Consider the following 21203-nt stretch of genomic DNA (forward strand, 5'->3'; position numbering starts at 1 on the left):
AGCTACATTGTTAATTTTGTCTTTGTAAACTAATGTTCAGCCTTTGAAGCCATTAGCTACAATAAACACCTCACGAGAGCGAGCTCTAGATGAGTCCGGCTTGCGAATCTTCACCACTTTGAAGGCTTCACGCACCTGTTTTACGTAATCATCAAACCCTTCGCCTTGGAACACTTTCACTACGAAACTGCCGCCAGGGGCTAAAGTTTGATGACACATATCTAATGCTAGTTCAACAAGATACATAGCTCTAGGTTGATCAACAGATAAGTTTCCAGCCATGTTAGGAGCCATATCTGACATTACTACGTCGACCATATCCGGTTGGATTCTTTCTAGTAGTGCATCAAGCACCGCTTCTTCACGAAAATCGCCCTGAAGGAAGCTCACACCAGAGATAGGATCCATCGGCAGCAAGTCACAAGCAATCACTTGTCCCTCGTCGCCAACGACTTTAGCAGCGTACTGAGACCACCCACCAGGAGCAGCACCAAGGTCAACCACAGTCATCCCAGGTTTCAGTAGCTTATCCTTGTTTTGAATCTCTTCAATCTTAAAGATAGCACGTGAACGATAGCCTTTTCTTCTGGCCTCATTGGCATATTTATCATCAAAATGCTCTTTTAGCCAACGACCCGAACTGGCCGAATGTTTTTGCTTACTCATTCAATTTCCAACTCAATAAGGGCATGCCCTTAGAATAAAGTATAGTCTTCGTCATTAGATGGCGTTAAAATACGACTTTTCAACCCTAATAGTAAATAAATTTGGCCGCGTTATGAACCTAAGCACCAAACAAAAGCAGCACCTAAAAGGCCTAGCACACGCACTTAAACCCGTTGTGCTTATGGGCGCAAATGGACTAACAGAGGCTGTACTAGCGGAAATCGAAATCGCTCTTGACCACCACGAACTGATTAAAGTGAAAGTGGCGTCAGAAGACCGTGAAACTAAACTGCTGATTATCGACGCGATTGTGCGCGAGACAAAAGCAGAAAAAGTTCAGGTTATCGGTAAGACTCTTGTTCTTTACCGTCAGTCAGAGCAAAAATCGAACTGCCACGCAAGTAATTAGCCCAGCAGTTGGTTTTATAGAAACAATTTGTTTCAAAGTGGGAAAGGTCGCTTAGGCGGCCTTTTCATTTTTCTGACAAGGTGTGTTTGCCAAACGAGGACAACACCACCAACATGCAGGCACAAAAAAAGCCGCCAATTTGGCGACTTTCTCACAACCTTTCAGTCAACAACGCAGCTTAAACGTAAGCTACTTTGTCGATTTCGAAGTCTTTTTGACCGCCTGGGGTCACGATAGTTACTTCGTCACCTTCCATTTTACCGATAAGGCCACGAGCGATTGGTGAGCTAACTGAAATACGGCCGGCTTTGATGTTCGCTTCGTCATCACCCACGATTTGGTAAGTTTGCTCAGCATCCGTATCGATATCAATCAAAGTAACGGTAGAACCAAAGATGATCTTGCCTGTGTTGTCTAGCTTAGTCACGTCAATCACTTGCGCGACAGATAGCTTGTACTCGATATCACGAATTTGCGCTTCACAGATGCCCTGCTCTTCACGAGCCGCGTGGTACTCTGCGTTTTCTTTTAGGTCACCAAGTTCACGAGCTTCTGCAATTGCTTCAGAAATCTGTGGACGAAGTTTAAGTAGACGATCTAGCTCTTCACGTAGCTGCTGTTCGCCACGTACAGTCATTGGAACCTTTTCCATTATAACAACCTCTTTTCCAAAGCACCCTTTGGACAATAAAATCCTACTCAAGCAAGCCTGAGTACAATTTGAAAAATAAACTGGATTAAGCCTAGTGTAATCAATCCGTGGATACAAATCACTGTGATTCGGATTCTGAGCTAATAAGGGAACACTTATTGCTGGCACTGGCTGTGGTGCTCTTTCTGATAACAATCAGAGTTATTCTTTTAGAGCAACACAACAATATAGCCTAGTTGGCTTTGATTTCGCAAGGTAAACCACGCTGACGACAGTATGAAAGTGTGAGCGAGCTTGCGTCCGTTTCGCTGCACTGTACGAAGACTATTCGAAGCGACTTTTTTGCGAAAATTTAACGCTTTATCTCGACTTAATAGGTTGTTAGCCTACATTAAAAATTAAGCCCATCCTGATGAATTCGCTATGACAGCCAAACTCCCACTCACCTGTTTACTTATTTTCTCCACTGCGACGTTTGCAGGCGGTGTCGATGCAACCAAACACCTTCCTTACGGAAGCCGCAGTGCACAGCTCATCGCGCCACTCTCAGCTCCGCAACAGGCGCTAATTGAGAACAATACTGAGCAGTTTTTTCCCCCTGCCAGCACACTAAAAGTCGTTACAGCGCTGGCAGCCAAGCTGGCGCTACCTGATAGCTTTCGATTTGAGACCACACTCTATACCTCAGGCAATGACCTCATTATCAAATACTCGGGTGACCCAACATTTAGCCGTGCTTCACTCACCACAATGCTAAAACAGGCCAAATCAGAGGTGGGAGCTCGATTTAATAATGTTTGGTTGGATGACAGCGTGTTTACGGGTTACCAGCGCGGTGTTGGCTGGCCTTGGGATATTCTTGGCGTTTGCTATAGCGCACCAGCCTCTGCGATTACGCTTGATGGCAACTGTGTTCAAGGCGCGTTATACACTAATAAGAATGGTACGACACGCATCAATGTGCCTTCACATCAACCGATTAGTGCGTCGACCTCCGCTAAGAGCGTCTCTAAGGACTACCAAGAGCAGAGCTATTGCGATCTGCAGCTTGAAGTAAGCCCTAACAATCAATACTCGCTTAGTGGCTGCGCTGTTGAGCGAAAGTCGCCAATACCACTCAAGTTTGCCGTTTCGTCACCTGAGCAATTTACCGTCGATGTCATCAAATCAGAGCTTTCGCGCATCGGCGTGAGTTTATCCGGTGAAGTCAAAGTGGGTACGCCAAACATCAAGGGACAAAAGCCGCTGTTTATTCAGCGCTCACGGCCTCTCAATGACTTGCTCGCAGTGATGTTACAAGACTCCAATAACCTGTATGCCGATAACATCACTAAAACCCTTGGAATGAGCTATTTTAACCAGCCAGGCTCCTTTATTAATGGCACTGAAGCGATAAAAGCCATTATTAAGCAAAAGGCTGGTATCAACCTTGATCTGGCAGTGCTGGAAGATGGCTCTGGACTGTCACGTAATAACCGCGTCACCGCCAGTCAAATGCGCGAGATACTCAGCTACATCCACAACAATGACAGCACACTCAAGCTCGCTCGCCTCATGCCCGTTTCTGGCAACAACGGCACGCTAAAGTATCGTTCAAGTATGCGAAAGGCACCGGTTAAAGGCGCATTAGTGGCAAAAAGTGGCTCTCTGTTTGGCACCTATAACATGATGGGATTTGGTCTTGGCAGTAAAGGGGAGCGTGAAAGCTTGTTTGTCCAATTTGTCACTGATTACCATCCAAAGAAAGCGACCAACAGCAAACCAGTGGAGTCACCGTTAACACAGTTTGAGAAGGCCTATTATCGCCAAGTAGTTGATTACAGTTATTCATTGGAGCGCTCAAACAATAAAGCGCAGCCGTAGCTGCGCTTTATCATCGTAATATCGACTTAGTAGATTGTGGTCAATTAAGATAAACCTAGGAAATGATTGACCACAGTAAAGTAAATCCACATACCTGAGATATCGACAATCGATGCCAATACTGGGCTCACCAGTACTGCAGGATCGAGTTTAAACACACGAGCGATGATAGGCAGAACGCCGCCTAACGTTGTCGATACCGTGACCTGAATAAACAGCGCCACCGCTATCGCCATCGCGATAAGGTTGATATCAAAGCCGCCAGCAGAATTCACATCACCAAAGACGAGAATACGCCCAACCATCACCAGAGCTACTGCGGCAGCCAGACATACCGCGACACGACTCTCCTTCCAGAGCACCTCTAACCACTGCCTCTTTCGAAGCTCACCGGTTGCCAATGCGCGTATCACAAGAGTTGCGGCCTGGGTACCGGTATTACCACCAGCGGCGGCAATCACTGGCATGTAAACGGCCAATAGTACTAATTGGCTCAAGGTATCTTCGTACTGTGCAATGATAAGCCCAGAAACGATGCCTAGCAGTGCTAGGGTAACAATCCATCCTATGCGCTGCTTGACGTGTTCGAGTACACCCGTCGTCAAGTAACCACCTGTGGTCTCCGCTTCTGAGTGGATCAACCCCAAATGGTGGGCGTACAGTCTTGCGCGTTTATCGTGCCCTTGCAAATCAAGCTCTTCAATCAAGAACTGAACTTGTCCTAAGGCACAGTGCTGCAGCACACCTACCGCTTCATCGATCGGCATTACCGTAAGCAGGTTTAACTGCTGATCTGTTTCGTATTGCAGAAATGCTTTCGTTGCAGCACTGATCTCCTCTTCAGAGAAGCGAGGTGCTGTATTTTCAATATATGTATTGCTCATTACCGTCATGGCGAATCTCCCGATTAGCGTTGGTAACGACCATCAGAAAGTCGGCTCACTAATTGACAAAATAATGCCAAAAGCATGACCAGATGCTAAGTACGAAGACATAGTCTAGGCGCACCAATGTCAGGCCATGTACACAGCCAAAACACGCATCAAAAGGCATACTCATTGAGTGACTCAATAGTAGTAAAGGAGAAAAATATCAGGATGTTATAGAAGGGAAACACACCTACCTCAACGGTAGGAACGAAGATCGCAATTACCGACGCGAGGCTATTTTTCTCCTTTCATACTAGGAGGATGGTCGGTATTGTTCATAGTTATCTCCGAAAAAACTACCCTACTGGTAGCGCGGCGTAGGATACCAAAATACGCCCATGAGTAAAGCCCATTTTCCCCTATGGAAATCATTTTTTACGTTTGTTCATATAAGTGTCATATCACATGTCTCGTTCTACTCTTCTAGCATCCTCTCTAATGCTTTGCGCCGGTGTTTTGCTCTCTGGCTGTGATTCTTCAAATAGCGCAGGAAATGCGCCTTCGCAGCCACCAAGAACCAATCGTTGTGATGTCGATTGGCAACAAAGCTTCACCGATCTCAACCGAGACTGGACTCGCTCCCAATACGATCACCATTGTGATGAAACAGCGCAACCTGCGCCGCAGTTCACGACAAGTTCGGACGCCTCATCCTCGGTTCACTACGCGAATATTTTTGATGGTGAGCGTGAGCGCTATGGTTACAATCCAAGATTCATCCCCGGTCGTCCCTATTTTGATGCCAATAACCTACCATGGATGATCGTCAACAACATGAATCAGTTCAACGTCGGCGACGGTCAGCCTGGCTATCATCAAGATCCGGTGACTCTAGAGAAAACCAATAAGCCGCTACACGCACTGACTTACGATGACCGTGTCTATTCATCTCTATATAGCGACGCCAATCCATGTACCGACTGTGACTCATACTTAGTGAGATTGACACCAAACGGTGAATGGATCAGCACATCGCTAAGAGCTATGGAGCAAGAGTTTGGGTTTAGGCAAAACGCCGATGGGCTAGATGGCTATCGCTACCGTTATATTGAACAGGTGTATTTTCAAGACAATGGTGATGTCTTTTTCAAACTCGACCATGGTGCTATCCGCTATCAGGCACAAACCCAAACTTGGCAGGGCTATAAAAAGAACTGGTTAGCACAAACTGAAATGGTGGGGAATGGTAGCCAGGCACCGCTATTCATCCGCACATCGAACAACAACAGCGAATACGCCATCTCTCGCTTAATCGACATTGGTAATGATGAACTCGATTGGCAAGAAGAGACGCTATCACTGCCAATTCACTTAGGCTTGTATCGAGGTAGCAAGCCCGTCATTTGGGAAGGCAATACCCTACATATCGCAGCCATTAGCTACGATGAGAGTGCACTGAATCGTCTTGATTACAACACGGGGCAATACTACGTCCGCTATCAACTTGGCACTGAGCAAGCAGACGTCCTGTTTATGGGCTGGAGCGGCTCAACCTCAGAGGCAACACCGGACGGTCACAACCAACCTATCCTTTTGCTCGACAGCCAAAAACGATTGCACTTTATTTCTGGTGCTCACAACCACCAGATCTGGCACCGCTACTCGTTAGAGCCAGTAACCAATAACGATTGGAACAATGGAAATAATTTATGGGGCAACGTAACAGCAAACGACAAATTTTCATACGGACGAGAAACGCCCGTTGGCCGCTATCCAGAAGAGACATCCAGCGATAACAACGTGAATTACGTCGGTCAGCCAATAGGGCGCTATACCTATGTACACGCAGTTATCCAAAGCGATGACAGCATTTTACTCGTTATGCGCAACACAGCGCCCGCTACAAGTGCACCAAGCGGCTATCGACTTGAATGGATAGCCGGTACGCCACAAACAAATGGTCAATACCAGTGGCAAGACAAAGGTGTCATCGTGATGCCAAACTGGCAGCAGTATTCAAACTACACTCAAAAACTGCATCAGGATAAACGCGGGAATCTATACCTGTTGTATACCTATGAGATCCAAAACTTTAACGATGATACTTGGTTTAACCAGATGCTGCGTGTTTCAAAATCAAGTCAACAAGAGTGTGAGCTGCTGTCTGATGCCAAGGATTGCATTCATGTGGTTAGCGAGCACTATCGCCGCTGGCCTAACGAAATACTGGCCGGTAGTCCAAGTCGTTACAGTCAACAATTCCAGCACCACCCAGTATTGCTGGTCAGCTCCGATAAGGGTAATACCTGGCGCTTAGCTACCACAGAAGCACTGCTGTCCCAGCAAACCAAATAGCTAGAAACTCAATAATGAGTATCGATCAAAAACGCCGCGATTAAAACGCGGCGTTTTTATTCAATCGATTGGATTCAGGGTTAATCCACCACTTTAACTTGAAGCTCTCTTGGTACCTCAAAGAACATGTTTTCTTCTCGGCCTAACACTTCCTCAACATCATCAGCGCCCAGCGCTTTGATTCTATCTATGATTTGATTGACTAGCTCTTCTGGCGCGGATGCACCGGCTGTCACGCCAACCAAACCTTTTCCTTCAAACCACTCGGCTTCAATCAAATCAGGCGTGTCTGTCAGGTATGCCGGTGTGCCCAGCTTTTCCGCAAGCTCTTTAAGGCGCGTTGAATTCGAAGAGTTGGTTGAGCCGACGACAACCATAACATCCACGGCACCGGCCAGTTCACGAACCGCATCTTGGCGGTTTTGCGTTGCATAGCAGATATCGTCTTTACGAGGACCTTGGATCTCAGGGAACACTTCGCGAAGCTTATCAATCACATCAGCGGTTTCATCCACAGATAGCGTGGTTTGACTCACGTAATGAAGATTACTTGGATCTTTGACCTCAAGCGTTAGAACATCTTCTGGACGCTCAACAAGGTACATGCCACCAGTCTCACTTGAGTACTGACCCATTGTCCCTTCCACCTCTGGGTGACCCGCATGACCGATAAGTACCACTTCCATATTACGGCGACTCGCACGAGCCACTTCCATATGTACTTTGGTTACCAGCGGACAAGTGGCATCAAATACCGTCAGTTCACGCGCTTTCGCTTCTTTACGAACCGCTTGAGACACACCGTGAGCTGAAAAGATCACAATGTTGTCATCAGGCACTTCACTCAGTTCCTCAACAAAGATCGCACCACGCTGCTTAAGACCTTCAACCACAAAACGGTTATGTACCACTTCATGACGAACATAGATTGGCGGTTGATACATCTCAAGCGCGCGCTCAACAATACTGATCGCTCGGTCTACACCCGCACAAAAGCCACGTGGGTTAGCTAGTTTAATTTTCATTTCATTACTCATTGAGGAACCGCTATTACTTATCGTATTAATCTAGGTCTGTCTTGTCGTTATTCTACTTCGAGAATTTCAACTTCAAAGGTGACATCTTGCCCTGCCAACGGGTGATTAAAGTCTACCGTTACCGAATCACCCGCAATGTCTGTGATGATACCCGGGATCTCCATGCCATCAGGACCTGAGAAGGCCATTATTGTACCGACTTCAACTTCAGAGTCACCCACAAACTTTGCGCGATCCATATGGTGAACATTGTCAGGGTTTGGCATACCGAACGCATCCGCGGCCTTTAACTCAATCGCTTTGTTGTCACCGGATGACAAACCCACCAAGCACTTTTCGAAATTCTCACTTAAACTGCCGTCACCAATAATAAATTTCGCAGGCTTACCCATATTGTGGGTGCTATCTGCGACCGAGCCATCGCTCAGCTTGATGGTGAAATGTAGGGTGACAGCGCTATCTTTGGAAATGATGCTCACGTTACGGCTTCCTTGTGTTATTGAGTCTGTGTTGATTGATTACGCACAGTAGCTCTTTATCATTTAGCTTGTTATATAAAAAAGCGCCGTGCATATCAACGCACAGCGCTTAAGGTTATTCGTTATCTGCGCTACTTTTGCTCTTTATTGCGAAAGCTATCGATAATAATCATCGCCGCACCAATACAGATCGCCATGTCTGCTAGGTTGAAGGCGGGCCAATGATAGTTACCCCAGTAGAAATCCAAGTAGTCGACAACAAAGCCATGAACAACGCGATCAAAGACATTACCCACTGCGCCGCCAATGATCATCGCGTAAGCAATGTTGTTCCACTTCTCTTTTGCCGGAAGCTTGCTCATCCAATACGTTAGCATGCCAGTGACGACAAACGCGATACCGGTAAACAGCCAGCGCTGCCAGCCTGCTTGGTCACTCAAAAAGCTGAATGCGGCACCGTAATTATGGACATAAAGCAGATTGAAAAATGGCAAGATCTCAATTCGATTCGCCCAGCCGTAGCCCATGTTATCCATGACCACGAGTTTGATGCTGATATCAGCAATAAAAATCACTACCGCTAGCCATAGCCAGCGCACACCTGATTGTCGAAATGTGATTGCCGTTTCGCTCATCTGTTTCCTTTCTCGCTACCTTTGGTAGCAAACATTCAATGAATTATATATTCAATCAGTTAGCTGATAAAAACAACCCCAGTAAAAACTGGGGCTGTTAAATCTTTCAAAAGTTCCGGTTAGCTTACCATTAAGCGAACTTACGAACTTCGCCTTCACCGTCTACGTTCGATACGCAGCGACCACAAATCTTTTCGTGACCAGCAATCGTACCAACGTCCGGAGTGTGGTGCCAACAACGGTCACACTTCTCGTTTTCAGTAGCGGCTACTTCAACGAATAGGCCTTCTAGCTCTGTCGCTTTCGCTGTATCTGTCTTCTCAGACATTGGCTTAACCATTGCTGCAGACGTAATAAGAACAAAACGTAGCTCATCTTCTAGCTTGCCAAGCTTCGCAATTAGCGCATCATCAGCAAACAGTGTGATTTCAGCCTGTAGTGCACCACCAATGGTTTTCTCACTACGCGCCGCTTCTAGCTGCTTGTTCACTGCATCACGAACCGTTTGGATTTCAGCCCAGAACTCGTTGTTTAGCTCTTCGCCTTCAGCAAGACCGAATAGACCTTCGAACCATTCACCCGTGAAGACAAACTTATCACGGCTTTCTCCATTTGGAAGAGAAGCTGGCATTTCGTTCCAGATTTCGTCAGCAGTGAACGACATGATAGGTGCCATCCAACGAACAAGTGCTTCAACGATGTAGTAAAGCGCTGTCTGACAGCTGCGCTGTGCATGGCCGCCCAGTTTCGCTGTGTACTGACGGTCTTTGATAACGTCTAGATAGAATGAGCCCATTTCGATAGAGCAGAACTGCATTAGACGCTGAGTCACGCCGTGCGTGTTGTACTCTTCGTACGCTTTTACAATCTCTTCTTGAGCCGCTAGTGCACGACCTACCGCCCAACGATCCAATGCCACCATTTCTTCTGCTGGTACCAGGTCAGTTTCTGGGTTGAAACCGTTTAGGTTTGCCAGGAAGAAGCGAGCTGTGTTACGGATACGACGGTAAGCATCTGCAGAGCGCTTAAGGATTTCATCAGAAACCGCGACTTCACCTGTGTAGTCAGTCGATGCTACCCATAGACGCAGAATGTCTGCACCTAGCTTGTTAGTCACATCTTTTGGCGCAACAACGTTACCGATTGACTTAGACATCTTACGGCCGTGACCATCAACCACGAAGCCGTGCGTTAGCACTTGCTTGTATGGTGCTTCGTCTTTCATCGCGATAGATGAAATTAGCGAAGACTGGAACCAACCACGGTGTTGGTCAGAACCTTCTAGATAAAGGTCTGCACTGTTGCCATTGAACTCTTCACGAGAATCAACAACAGAGTAGTGGGTCACACCAGAATCGAACCAAACATCTAGTGTATCCAGAACTTTCTCGTACTGGCCAGCTTCGTCGCCCAGTAGGTCTGCAGTTTCTACATCCCACCAAGCTTGAATGCCTTTCTCTTCTACTAGCTGAGCCACTTTTTCAATCAGCTCTAGCGAGTTTGGATGAAGTTCTGCCGTCTCTTTGTGAACAAACAGAGCGATTGGCACACCCCAAGTACGTTGACGAGAGATACACCACTCAGGGCGACCTTCAATCATACCTTCGATACGGCTTTGACCCCACTCAGGCATCCACTCAACACCCTTGATTGACTCTAGTGCTTTAGCACGTAGTCCCGCTTGATCCATAGATACGAACCACTGAGGTGTTGCACGGAAGATGATTGGCGTCTTATGGCGCCAGCAGTGTGGGTAGCTGTGCTCGTAAGCGTGATGATGAAGTAGCGCACCTTTTTCTTTCAGTACTTCTACAACGGCATCGTTAGCTTTAAATACGTGCTGACCCGCGAATAGCTCAGTATCAGGCAAGTAAACGCCGTTTGAACCTACTGGGTTAGCGACTTCTAGATCGTATTTTTGACCGACCGCGAAGTCTTCTTGACCATGGCCAGGTGCTGTATGAACCACACCAGTACCTGATTCAGTCGTTACGTGATCGCCTAGGATCGCCGGAACGGTGAAGTCGTAGAATGGGTGGTTGAACTGAGAAAGCTCTAGATCGGCACCTTTCGCAAAACCAAGGTTGTGGAAGTGCTCGATACCAGCACGATCCATCACGTCTTTCGCTAGCTCAGAAGCCACGATAATACGCTCTGGGTTGTCGCCTTCAGTTTGGATAAGTACGTACTCAAGATCGTCACGTAGACATACCGCACGGTTAGCAGGTAGTGTCCACGGTGTTGTTGTCCAGATAACAATTGAGATATCGCCCTGGCCTTCATGACCTTCGCTTAGCTCAAATTTAGACAAAAGCGCAGCTTCGTCGGCCGCTTTAAAGCGTACGTCGATAGAAGGAGAAACTTTATCTTTGTACTCAACTTCTGCTTCAGCAAGTGCCGAGCCACAGTCTGTACACCAGTGAACTGGTTTAAAGCCTTTTAGTAGGTGGCCTTTGTCTGCGATCTTACCTAGTGCACGAATGATGTTTGCTTCAGTTGCAAAGTCCATCGTGCGGTAAGGCTTGTCCCACTCTCCAAGAATACCTAGACGCTTGAAGCTCTCTTTTTGACCTTCAACCTGGCCTGCCGCGTACTGGCGACACTTCTCACGGAATTCAGCCGCGGTCACTTTTTGGCCAGGCTTACCCACTTTCTTCTCTACCATCAGTTCGATAGGTAGACCGTGGCAATCCCAACCTGGAATATAGGGTGAATCAAAACCTGAAAGTGTTTTGGATTTAATAATAATGTCTTTAAGAATCTTGTTTAGAGCGTGACCAATGTGAATGTCACCATTCGCATATGGAGGACCATCGTGTAGAACGAAGGATTTTTTGCCTTTTTTAGCTTTACGGATCTCACCGTAAAGATCTTCTTTATACCAACGCTTAAGCATTTCTGGCTCACGATTGGCCAGGTTGCCGCGCATTGGAAACCCTGTTTCAGGTAGGTTCAGGGTATCTTTATACTCACTCATCGATTCTTAATTCCGTTGTATTGGGCGACAGTTAGACATTATGTTAGCGGTGGAATCTTCCGCTAACCCTTAAACTGACGTAGCCACACCCTTGCTACATCAGCATCCAATTCTATTTGCTGCTTAAGCAGCTCCAATGACTCGAATTTTTTCTCATCACGGATTTTGTGAAGCAGTGCCACTTCAATTTGTTGACCATAAAGGTTGCCCTCGTAGTCAAAAATATGCACTTCAAGATCGGGCGTTGTCCCCGCGACCGTTGGCTTTTTACCTACATTAGCAATGCCTGGTAGCGGCTTATCATCCACACCGAATACCTGCACAGCATAAACGCCACGCACCGGCACGACATAGCGCTTAAGTGAAATATTGGCGGTCGGAAATCCAAAACCACGCGCTAACTTTTGACCATGGGCAACACGCCCTGACAAAGTATAGTGACGCCCCAACATTTCTGCGCTTGCATCGAGCTCGTCATTGGCAAGAGCCTGACGAATGGCCGTTGAACTGACTCGAGTCTCTTCAACAAGAAAACTTGCCGTATTCACGACTTCAAAACCGAACTCATCGCCCGCTTTTTGAAGCATCTCGAAATTACCTTCGCGCCCTTTACCGAAGCGGAAGTCATCGCCGATGACAAGGAACTTAACACCCAATTTGTCCACCAACAAGTCTCGAATAAAAGACTCCGCAGTTAAGCTGGCAAATCGTTGATTAAAGTTCACGCACAACAGGCGATCCAGTTCCATTTTCTCAAGCAGTTCGTACTTATCACGTAATCGAGTCAAACGCGCTGGCGCTTTATCTTTCGCAAACAGCTCCATCGGTTGTGGTTCAAAAGTCATCACAACCGCAGGCAAACCAAGCAGAGATGCTCTCTGTTTTACCTGGCTCAGTACACGTTGATGCCCAAGGTGGACACCGTCAAAGTTGCCGATGGTTAAAACGCAGCCATGGTGCTGATTTTTAAGGTTATGTATGCCTCGAATGAGTTCCATGAAACGACCAAACCACCTGCTTGAGTAAATATTACGAGTGTGAAACCGACGGATTATAACCAATCATTGTTAATCTGTCGCTGCTTTTACGTCTTTCGGACGAATTCCCAAAATAAGCAGTGCCACCAAGTATGTCACCCCTCCAAGACCAATCAGTACCGTCAAGCTAACAATACGCTCAGATAAGCCCCAACTAAGCCACTGCTGCATGTCTTGTAGCTGCCACAGCAATACCGCCACCATAGCGGCTACAGCAATCACTAGACGAACGACAAAGCCAACGGTTTTCTTGGTAATGCGATAGACATTTTGACGATGAAGTCCACGATAGAGCAGCGCCATATTAATAAAGGCAGACAACGCTGTTGCCATTGCCAGACCAACATACCCATAGAAATAAGCAAAGATCGCATTGAAGACCATGTTGGTCGCCATAGCAACAATGCCATATTTCACTGGCGTCTTCGTATCTTGGCGCGAGTAATAACCTGGCGCGAGTACCTTAATCAACATAAAGTTAAGTAGACCGGATGCATAAGCTAATAAAGATAGAGACGCCTGATCAACATCATGAGGAGTAAATTCACCACGCATGAAGAGCACCATCAACATCGGCTTTGCGAGCACCATTAATCCCAACATCGCAGGTAAGCCGAGTAGGATAACCATGCGTACGCCCCAATCCATGGTGTGAGCAAAACCTTCACTTTGAGCGTCAACGTGCTTACGTGATAGCGCCGGCAAAATCACGGTAGCAATGGCAATACCAAACAAACCAAGCGGGAACTCTAAAAGACGGTCAGAGTAGTAAAGCCAACTGATTGAACCTGTGGCTAGGAAACTGGCAATAAAGGTATCGAACAGCAGGTTAATTTGGCTCACCGATACACCGAACAATGCAGGAATCATCAAGGTACGGATCTTAGTCACCCCAGGATCGCGCCAGCCCCACTTAGGCCTAACCAATACCCCCTCTTTAATAAGGAAGGGAATTTGGAACGCAAACTGGACAAAGCCACCTAAAAACACCCCAATTGCCAAGCCAATTTCCGGCTGTGCCAGGTTTGGTGAAAGGAACCACGCACAGGCAATGATCATCACATTGAGAAAGACGGGCGTAAAAGAAGACACCGCAAACTTGCCTAAGGTGTTAAGAATCGCCCCTGATAGCGCAACAAACGTAATAAACCAGAGATACGGGAAGGTGATTTTAAGCATCAAGCTGGCGAGTTCAAACTTCGGAGCCGCAGGGCCATCATTGAGCCAATCAAGAAACCAACCAAAACCAAATAAAGCGGTAACAACGCTCGAGCCAAGAATACCGAGTAGCGTCACAATAGTGACAATCACTCCCAACGTACCGGACGCTTTAGCGATTAAATCTCGAGTTTTATCTTTATCACCAGAGGCATGATATTCGGTAAGTACAGGAACAAATGCCTGAGAGAAAGCACCTTCTGCAAAAAGGCGTCTAAGAAAGTTGGGGATTTTATTGGCAAAGAAGAAGACATCAGCGCTCGCCCCTGCCCCCATTAGATTCGCCACCACCACATCACGAACCAGTCCCAATACTCGAGACACCAGCGTCATGGCACTGACAATCATGCCGGACTTAAGAAGGCGTTTACTCACGATAACCTCTGAATTACCTAGCCAATGCTTTGCTATTTATCGGTTTCAATAGCCTTTGTTATTGAAGAGAGGATTAGTATTAGCATTGGTCGAAAAATACTGTTAGAATCCCCGCCATCTTAACCGCGATAGCCCACAGATATCAAAAATTGTTTTGTATCGTCGGGTTTTTGCACAAATCATTTGACAATTGAGCGCAAATGAGGGATATTCCTCGCCCTTAAATTGTCACCGAACTAAGTTTTTGGGAGTTAGACCCTTGGCAAACAGTAAATCTGCTAAGAAGCGCGCTATCCAAGCTGAGAAACGTCGCCAGCACAACGCTAGCCGTCGTTCTATGATGCGCACTTACATGAAGAAAACAATCGCAGCTATCGAAGCTGGCGACAAAGAAGCAGCAACTTCAGCATTTGCAGAAGTTACTCCAATCCTTGACCGCATGGCGACTAAAGGCCTTATTCATAAGAATAAAGCTGCTCGTCACAAGGCTCGCTTCTCTGCTGCAATCAAAGCTCTATAATCTAGACTTTGTATTGTGTTAAAAAAACCGGCTAAGGCCGGTTTTTGTATCTGCATTTTCTATATTGACAGTTTTCTTTGTTAACAAGAAAACACTCGCTACGACAAAGTAGCGAACGTTATGGCTTACTCATCACTGCAGTACATACCATGCAACGTTTCAATCAACTGGCGAACTTCGCTGCTGCTCAGGGTATAAAACACCGTTTGTGCTTCTTTACGCGTGGAGACCAATCCATCGCGGCGCAACCAAGCTAAATGCTGAGACAGTGCTGATTGACTCAATTCCAAACGCGCACACAACTCACCGACCGACAACTCTGTATTGTGTAGCATACACAGAATTTGCAGGCGTCTCTCATTAGCCATCGCTTTTAAGAGTACTACCGCTTGTGATGCGTTTTTCTCCATATCCTGCAAGTTCATAATCTACCTCTAGTTATTTGGTGATACCGTTGTCAATGTGCCAGTCTTTGCCACAGAAAATCATAACGCTGGCAATTTCCGACACATTTTACATGGTTAGCACGCGCATGCTAACGCTTTGTTTAATTAACTGTTGTTGACATGAATAAATTGATAACTAACTCTAAAGTTAAAACGCAAGTAGATCAGTAAAATCCGCTTCACAGACACTTTTTACCGCTGGATGTTGGATCATTCGTTCTGCGAAAATTACGTAATACTCTTCTTTAATGTCTTCAATATCTCCAATCAACTGCAAGTTACGCTTATCTTTTATTTCCGACATATAGATACTCGGCGCCAAGAAGATGACATCGTCTTTGTACATAGAGAAGGCTTTCATCAACGCAACATCGTCAAACTCACCCAAAATATTCGGCTGAATTCCCTGTTGGTCAAACCATTGGATAACTTTACGACCCATGGATGTACGACTACCAGGAATAAGCAGCCGAGTCTGTTCAAGTACTTCAGGAAAACGTACGTTCTCCAAATGCCCAGAAGTAAAGAAGCTCATGCGACTTTCGCCCAGCTTTTTACTGAACAACCCCGGGCTTTGGCTGGAATCCACTGGACAATCAGACAGAATCATATCCAGCTTATGCTGAGCCAGTTGCTCTAACAGCATTTCGTGCGTTGATTCAAAGCAGCGAAGGTGGATGTTGTTATCTTCAGGAATAGTCGTCATTAAGATCTTACTGACTAGACGTTTAGACAGCGCATCCGCGACACCAACATCAAACAGTAGGTTGGAGCGCTGGCTGTAATTAACGATATCCAGCATCTCGTAACTCAGCCCAAACATTCGATCTGCGTATTTATAGACCAGTTGTCCTAGCTCGGTTGGCTCAACACTGCGACCATTTCGCTTAGTCAATTTGCCATCCATACGCTCTTCTAGCGCTTTGATTTGTCCGGTAACCGTTTGTGGAGTCAAAAACAGCGCATCGGCTGCTTTGGTAACTGAACCTTGTTTGCACACCATCCAGAAGTAGTACAAATGGTTATAGTTGAGATGAGACATTCTAAATCGCCTAAATTGAGTGACTCTCTTTTATAGCAAAATCTCGCCACGGCAACAATGTTCGATATAACCGATGACAAAAACAACTTACCCTTCATTTTTACGAAATAAGCACTGTCACATTCGCCACACTACTGTCATATAAATGACAAAGTGGTCAATATAAATCGATTTAATTCATCAATCACGTCAGATTAATCTCTTTTTCTCAAAAAGGATCAACCCCTTAAATATCAAGAATTTAAATGCGTAAATGCAAATTTACAGAACAAAAATCAACCGATGATCGCACTTAAATCACATAGAAATAGTTTCGTCATATTTCTGTAATATTCGAGTTCTACTATCGCGTCAGATTCAACAACAGGCCGCAAATAGATTAACCAAGGCCAAACGGAGAAAACTATGATGAACCAAGCAACTACAGCGACGACTCCTATGTCGACTACGACGCGTTGGCTGCGCTGGGCTAACTTGGCATTCATGCTTTACCTATTGCTACTTGCTGTTTCTATGGTAGGTAGTGGCTTTAAAATGGCGACAGGCGAGCACGCAAAAGTGCTATTCGAGTTTGCTTCTCACCCAGTAGCAGGCTTGATGATTGGTTTGGTTGCTACGGCACTGATTCAGTCTTCTAGTACTGTTACGTCTATTATTGTTGGTCTGGTAGCCGGTGGCTTACCTGTGACGACTGCAATCCCAATGATCATGGGTGCAAACATTGGTACTACCGTCACCAATACCCTAGTCAGTCTTGGTCACGTTCGTTGCAACACCGAGTTTAAGCGTGCTTTTGCAAGTGCTACGATTCACGACTTCTTCAACTTGCTTGCTGTCGCTATCTTCCTGCCGCTAGAAATGATGTTCGGTGTGCTAGACAAGATCTCTAGCTGGCTTGTATCGCCAATGATGGCGACAGGCGATATGAGCATGGGTGGTCTTAACTTCATCAAACCAATCACCAAGCCAATAGTGAGCGCTATTCAAGAGCCGCTGAGTGCATTTGGTGACGTGACCGGTGGTGTACTACTTATTGTTCTTGGTATCGCGACTATCTTCGTTGCTATCACTGTGATGGGCAAACTCATGAAGAGCCTAATGGTTGGTCGTGCTCGCGAAATTCTAAAGAACGCAATTGGTCGTGGCCCTATTCACGGTATCGTGTCTGGCTCTATCGTGACAGTACTGGTTCAGTCTTCATCAACAACCACCAGCTTAATGGTTCCGCTAGTCGGTACGGGTGCTCTGAAAGTTCGTGACGTGTACCCATTCACGCTAGGTGCGAACATTGGTACTTGTATCACGGGTCTGCTTGCTGCCACTGCGGTATCTGGTGAGTACGCTGTGTTTGCTCTGCAGATTGCTCTAGTGCACTTGGTGTTCAATATCATGGCAACGGTATTTATCTTCGGTATTCCGTTCCTGCGTGAGCTTCCAGTGAAAGGCGCCGACTTTATCTCTGATATGGCTATCAAGAACAAAGCCGTTGTGGCGGGTTACCTAGTGTCTATCTTCGTGATTATCCCAGGTTCGATTCTAGCCCTGACTGCTTAACAACGAATTCACTGGCGCCGCTAAATGGCAATGGTAAAGAATAAAAAAACGCTCAGCAGATGCTGAGCGTTTTCGTTTTTAGAAGTCACCATAATCGTAGGCGTCATAAGCATCGTACGCGTCGTAATGATCGATAAGATCGGCTTCATCGACGTAGTCCCAATAGTAATAGCGGTCATAATAGTAGTTGTAGTACGGGTCGCCGACATAATAGGTTTTGATGCGTTTATCTTCCGTCCAAAGGTAGTAGTTTGACGCCTTTAACACCGGGACAGAAAGCGTTTGCTCACCCACTTTGATATCCGTTTGTCCCTCAATGTTGCCGACAAAAGTCATCGGTTTACCTAGCACAAAGATCTTCGGGTCTAAAAATCGCTCTACCTTAACGACAAAACGGCTACTTCCCTGCCGGGTCTCATCTGGTCGCCCTTTCGCATCAAGCTCAAAATAACTGATTTGCAACTCACTACTGCTTGCCGACGGGTTAGTAAGTTTTGCGACCACCCCACCCCAGCGCGCTGGCTGACCTTTATAAGGTGTCGCATCAGGGTTCGCATCTTGATAACTGACCAACAGCTTTTCATCGGCAACTTTGATCTCATCGGGGCCGCTACTGCAGCCCACCAGTAAGGCTGCCAATATCCATACATACGCTCGCATTTTCTGCTCTCCTATTTTTCGCTCATTTCATTATGAGTCAACCGCTTAACGCTTCGCAAGTTACAACCTATTGTTGAGTCTTTGCATCCTATTATTGACACATCACTTAGCGACGCAGACCGCCAATACAGCACAACAATACCAAGACTAGAAACTAACCCAAGATTGACGTTGACCAACTTACCGAAGTTTAAGTCGTTGTTTACTCTATTACGTAATCACTATGTATAGGACTCTGTCATGAAAACAAAAATTCTACTTCTCAGCACACTTATCGCCTCACCAAGCTTTGCATACTACTGTGACCAAACCGCAGAAGGCGCTATCGATGGAGCAGTAGATGGTGCAATCACCGGCGCTGTTGTCGGTGGTATTGTTGACGGCGGACGCGGCGCAGCTGCCGGTGCTGCAATTGGTGGCGGTACGGGTGCGGTTGTAGGTACTGTTGATGGCGCTTACGATGAAGAAGCGTGTGAAGTCGTTACTGATGTCGCTGTAGAAGACGAAATCGTGGCTGAAGAAGTCGTTGAAGAAGAAATTATCGAAGAAGAGATCGTCGACGAGGAAATCGCTGAAGAGTACTACTACGACTAACGTTTTACCTTCACATTTTGGCAGTTACCTAGAGGTAACATCCCCCTATGTTACTGCCAACCTTCTCCCTCCAGCGATAAACTGCAATCAATAAACTCGACGAAAAGGTCCAGTATGCACAAAATCGCACTTGTTACCGGTGCGTTTCAAGGGATCGGTCTCGCCACATCTGAAATGCTCATGGAACAAGGTTTCCACGTGATCATGGCGGACATCCAATCTTGCAGCGCCCTCGCCAATGAACTCCGTCACAAAGGCTACCTGGCATCGCACGTTAAAATTGATCTTGCGATGTCTTCAATGTTTCCGGCTATCGCCAACAAGATAGAGGAAGAGTTTGGTCGTTTAGATGTGTTGGTCAACAACGCTTCAATCTTAGCGGATTTTGGCAAGCATCCATCACGGATCGATGAGGACACTTATCGACGAGTGATTGAAATCAATCAGATTGGCCCATTCTTGCTTACACGAGCTTTAACCCCGCTACTGAAAAAATCCGCCGGGGCTCGTGTGGTCAATGTATCGAGCCAAGCGGCTCAGCTTTCTCAGCTCGCCAATATGAACTCCCCTTGGAGAGATGATGTCTGTGCAGCCTATCAGTCCTCAAAAGTTGGTGTTAACGCCAACACAGTCCTGTTTGCCAAAGAGCTTGAACCATTTGGTATTAAGGTGAATTCCTACTGCCCTGGTTGGGTCGATTCCGGCATGAATCTAGATGAACTGCCTGAATACGGAGACAAGGTGAAGCTGAAAACACCACGAGAAGGCGCCGACACTGCGATTTGGTTAGCGACACTAGAAGAAGATGGTCCAACCGCAGGCTTTTTTACCGAACGTGAAGCCATTAGCTGGTAAAGAAGCTTTTAGTCAGCAACAGAGCTATATTAGCTGGTCACAAAAAACGCCGAGCAGACTGACCTGCTCGGCGTTTTTGTTCGACTCTTTACATGAAACGTTATACTGAAAACGGATAACGAATCGGCTCGTGACTCTCGTACCCAATCACTTCAAAATCATCCAGCGTTACCCAAGTTTCTAGATCTTCTAGTGACTTAATTTTTGGGTTAATGCGAAACTCTGGCGCAGCCAAGGGCTCACGTTTAAGCTGCACGTCACGCATCAGCTCAAGCTGATCTTCATAAATATGCGCATTCACAATCTTGTGGTAAGCCAGACCCGGCTTCTTGCCGGTGATTTGCGCCATGATGGCCAAGAACACATACACCTGAACCATATTGAAATTAAGTCCAAGCGGCACGTCACAAGAGCGCTGAGTACTGTTTAGATATAAGGTGTCACCCAATAGAGAAAAGTGGTGGCTGTACATACAAGGACGTAGGCACCCCATATGAAATTCACCTGGGTTGTAGAAATTAAGAATTTCACCACGGTCATCAACGCCCTTTGAAAGGTCATCAACAATCTTGCGAAGCTGGTCAATATGGCCGCCATCCGGCTTCGCCCATGCTCGGCCTTGAACACCATAGACACGTCCCATATCGTCTTCGCCTTTACGATATGGATTGTTTAACCACGCTTCATTGAGGTTAGCGTTGGCATCCCACGTTTTGGTGCCCAACTTGCGAAAATCTTCCGCATTGTCATAGCCGCGGATGTAGCCAAGTAGCTCAGCGACTGCTGCTTTCCAAAAGCTCTTGCGAGTTGTGACCAATGGAAAGGCATTACCAGCAACATCGTAAGTAAGATCGGCATTAATCACGGTTAAACAACGTTTACCAGTGCGCTCGTTCTCAACCCAAATACCCTCGTCAACGATTCGCTGACATAAGTCTAAATACTGCTTCACGACAATTC

The 21203-nt window shown here is 46.4% G+C and carries 20 protein-coding genes; 7 read left to right on the plus strand and 13 right to left on the minus strand.

All coding sequences use genetic code 11. The annotated features are described in order from the left end of the window. Nucleotides 1-36 precede the first annotated feature (36 nt). Nucleotides 37-666 carry a 23S rRNA (uridine(2552)-2'-O)-methyltransferase RlmE gene (gene rlmE, locus PG915_RS13555; protein ID WP_353496988.1) on the minus strand — a complete coding sequence of 210 codons (630 nt, stop codon included), beginning with the start codon at nucleotides 664-666 and terminating at the stop codon, nucleotides 37-39. 112 nt (nucleotides 667-778) lie between these two features. On the opposite strand from rlmE, the gene yhbY reads away from it, so the two are divergent. Next, nucleotides 779-1075 carry a ribosome assembly RNA-binding protein YhbY gene (yhbY, locus tag PG915_RS13560; RefSeq protein WP_353496989.1) on the plus strand — a complete coding sequence of 99 codons (297 nt, stop codon included), beginning with the start codon at nucleotides 779-781 and terminating at the stop codon, nucleotides 1073-1075. Nucleotides 1076-1253: 178 nt separating this feature from the next. Here the strand turns inward: yhbY and greA are convergent, their stop codons facing one another. Next, on the minus strand, nucleotides 1254-1727 hold the full coding sequence (gene greA, locus PG915_RS13565) for a transcription elongation factor GreA (protein ID WP_353496990.1): 474 nt from the start codon (nucleotides 1725-1727) through the stop codon (nucleotides 1254-1256). Between the two features lie 423 nt (nucleotides 1728-2150). Here greA and dacB point away from each other — a divergent pair, with 423 nt between their 5' ends. Next, nucleotides 2151-3590: a serine-type D-Ala-D-Ala carboxypeptidase gene (gene dacB, locus PG915_RS13570; protein ID WP_353496991.1), complete on the plus strand. Its 1440-nt coding sequence runs from the start codon at nucleotides 2151-2153 to the stop codon at nucleotides 3588-3590. Between the two features lie 44 nt (nucleotides 3591-3634). Here the strand turns inward: dacB and PG915_RS13575 are convergent, their stop codons facing one another. Continuing rightward, nucleotides 3635-4483, minus strand: coding sequence for a magnesium transporter (locus tag PG915_RS13575; RefSeq protein ID WP_353496992.1), 849 nt, complete (start codon nucleotides 4481-4483; stop codon nucleotides 3635-3637). Nucleotides 4484-4924: 441 nt separating this feature from the next. Here PG915_RS13575 and PG915_RS13580 point away from each other — a divergent pair, with 441 nt between their 5' ends. Further along, on the plus strand, nucleotides 4925-6814 hold the full coding sequence (locus tag PG915_RS13580) for a BNR-4 repeat-containing protein (RefSeq protein WP_353496993.1): 1890 nt from the start codon (nucleotides 4925-4927) through the stop codon (nucleotides 6812-6814). 80 nt (nucleotides 6815-6894) lie between these two features. Here PG915_RS13580 and ispH read toward each other — a convergent pair whose 3' ends face one another. From ispH to murJ, 6 genes are all read right to left on the minus strand, one after another. Next, nucleotides 6895-7851 (minus strand): 4-hydroxy-3-methylbut-2-enyl diphosphate reductase, encoded by a 957-nt coding sequence (gene ispH / locus PG915_RS13585; protein ID WP_081935933.1) that lies wholly within the window; start codon nucleotides 7849-7851, stop codon nucleotides 6895-6897. 47 nt (nucleotides 7852-7898) lie between these two features. Continuing rightward, nucleotides 7899-8330 (minus strand): FKBP-type peptidyl-prolyl cis-trans isomerase, encoded by a 432-nt coding sequence (fkpB, locus tag PG915_RS13590; protein WP_353496994.1) that lies wholly within the window; start codon nucleotides 8328-8330, stop codon nucleotides 7899-7901. Nucleotides 8331-8461: 131 nt separating this feature from the next. Next, nucleotides 8462-8965 (minus strand): signal peptidase II, encoded by a 504-nt coding sequence (lspA, locus tag PG915_RS13595; RefSeq protein ID WP_042473570.1) that lies wholly within the window; start codon nucleotides 8963-8965, stop codon nucleotides 8462-8464. Between the two features lie 130 nt (nucleotides 8966-9095). Then, nucleotides 9096-11942 (minus strand): isoleucine--tRNA ligase, encoded by a 2847-nt coding sequence (ileS, locus tag PG915_RS13600; protein WP_353496995.1) that lies wholly within the window; start codon nucleotides 11940-11942, stop codon nucleotides 9096-9098. A 62-nt stretch (nucleotides 11943-12004) separates the two neighbouring features. After that, the gene (gene ribF, locus PG915_RS13605) at nucleotides 12005-12940 is read right to left on the minus strand and encodes a bifunctional riboflavin kinase/FAD synthetase (protein WP_353496996.1); all 936 of its coding nucleotides are present in this window, start codon (nucleotides 12938-12940) and stop codon (nucleotides 12005-12007) included. Between the two features lie 69 nt (nucleotides 12941-13009). Next, nucleotides 13010-14572 carry a murein biosynthesis integral membrane protein MurJ gene (gene murJ, locus PG915_RS13610; protein WP_353496997.1) on the minus strand — a complete coding sequence of 521 codons (1563 nt, stop codon included), beginning with the start codon at nucleotides 14570-14572 and terminating at the stop codon, nucleotides 13010-13012. Between the two features lie 259 nt (nucleotides 14573-14831). Between murJ and rpsT the strand changes: the two genes are divergently transcribed. Continuing rightward, entirely contained in the window at nucleotides 14832-15092 is a 261-nt protein-coding gene (rpsT, locus tag PG915_RS13615; protein WP_042473565.1) for a 30S ribosomal protein S20, read from the plus strand. A 125-nt stretch (nucleotides 15093-15217) separates the two neighbouring features. On the opposite strand, the gene PG915_RS13620 is transcribed toward rpsT, so the two are convergent. Together PG915_RS13620 and nhaR are read right to left on the minus strand one after the other, a co-directional pair. Beyond that, a complete protein-coding gene (locus tag PG915_RS13620; RefSeq protein WP_042496542.1) occupies nucleotides 15218-15517 on the minus strand; it encodes an ArsR/SmtB family transcription factor in 300 nt (99 codons plus the stop codon). Nucleotides 15518-15686: 169 nt separating this feature from the next. Next, nucleotides 15687-16580, minus strand: a complete 894-nt coding sequence (gene nhaR / locus PG915_RS13625; RefSeq protein ID WP_112459583.1) for a transcriptional activator NhaR — start codon at nucleotides 16578-16580, stop codon at nucleotides 15687-15689. Between the two features lie 408 nt (nucleotides 16581-16988). Here nhaR and PG915_RS13630 point away from each other — a divergent pair, with 408 nt between their 5' ends. Then, complete coding sequence (locus PG915_RS13630; RefSeq protein WP_418642260.1) at nucleotides 16989-18134, plus strand: Na/Pi symporter; 1146 nt, start codon at nucleotides 16989-16991, stop codon at nucleotides 18132-18134. Nucleotides 18135-18212: 78 nt separating this feature from the next. Here PG915_RS13630 and PG915_RS13635 read toward each other — a convergent pair whose 3' ends face one another. Further along, entirely contained in the window at nucleotides 18213-18794 is a 582-nt protein-coding gene (locus tag PG915_RS13635) for a Slp family lipoprotein (RefSeq protein WP_353496999.1), read from the minus strand. A 240-nt stretch (nucleotides 18795-19034) separates the two neighbouring features. Between PG915_RS13635 and PG915_RS13640 the strand changes: the two genes are divergently transcribed. Next, nucleotides 19035-19388 (plus strand): hypothetical protein, encoded by a 354-nt coding sequence (locus PG915_RS13640; RefSeq protein ID WP_353497000.1) that lies wholly within the window; start codon nucleotides 19035-19037, stop codon nucleotides 19386-19388. Nucleotides 19389-19502: 114 nt separating this feature from the next. Then, nucleotides 19503-20243: an SDR family NAD(P)-dependent oxidoreductase gene (locus PG915_RS13645; protein ID WP_353497001.1), complete on the plus strand. Its 741-nt coding sequence runs from the start codon at nucleotides 19503-19505 to the stop codon at nucleotides 20241-20243. Nucleotides 20244-20343: 100 nt separating this feature from the next. Here PG915_RS13645 and PG915_RS13650 read toward each other — a convergent pair whose 3' ends face one another. Next, a complete protein-coding gene (locus PG915_RS13650) occupies nucleotides 20344-21195 on the minus strand; it encodes a thymidylate synthase (RefSeq protein ID WP_353497002.1) in 852 nt (283 codons plus the stop codon). Nucleotides 21196-21203 lie beyond the last annotated feature (8 nt).

The sequence above is a fragment of the Vibrio sp. CB1-14 genome (assembly GCF_040412085.2).
In the GTDB taxonomy this organism is placed as follows: domain Bacteria; phylum Pseudomonadota; class Gammaproteobacteria; order Enterobacterales; family Vibrionaceae; genus Vibrio; species Vibrio chaetopteri.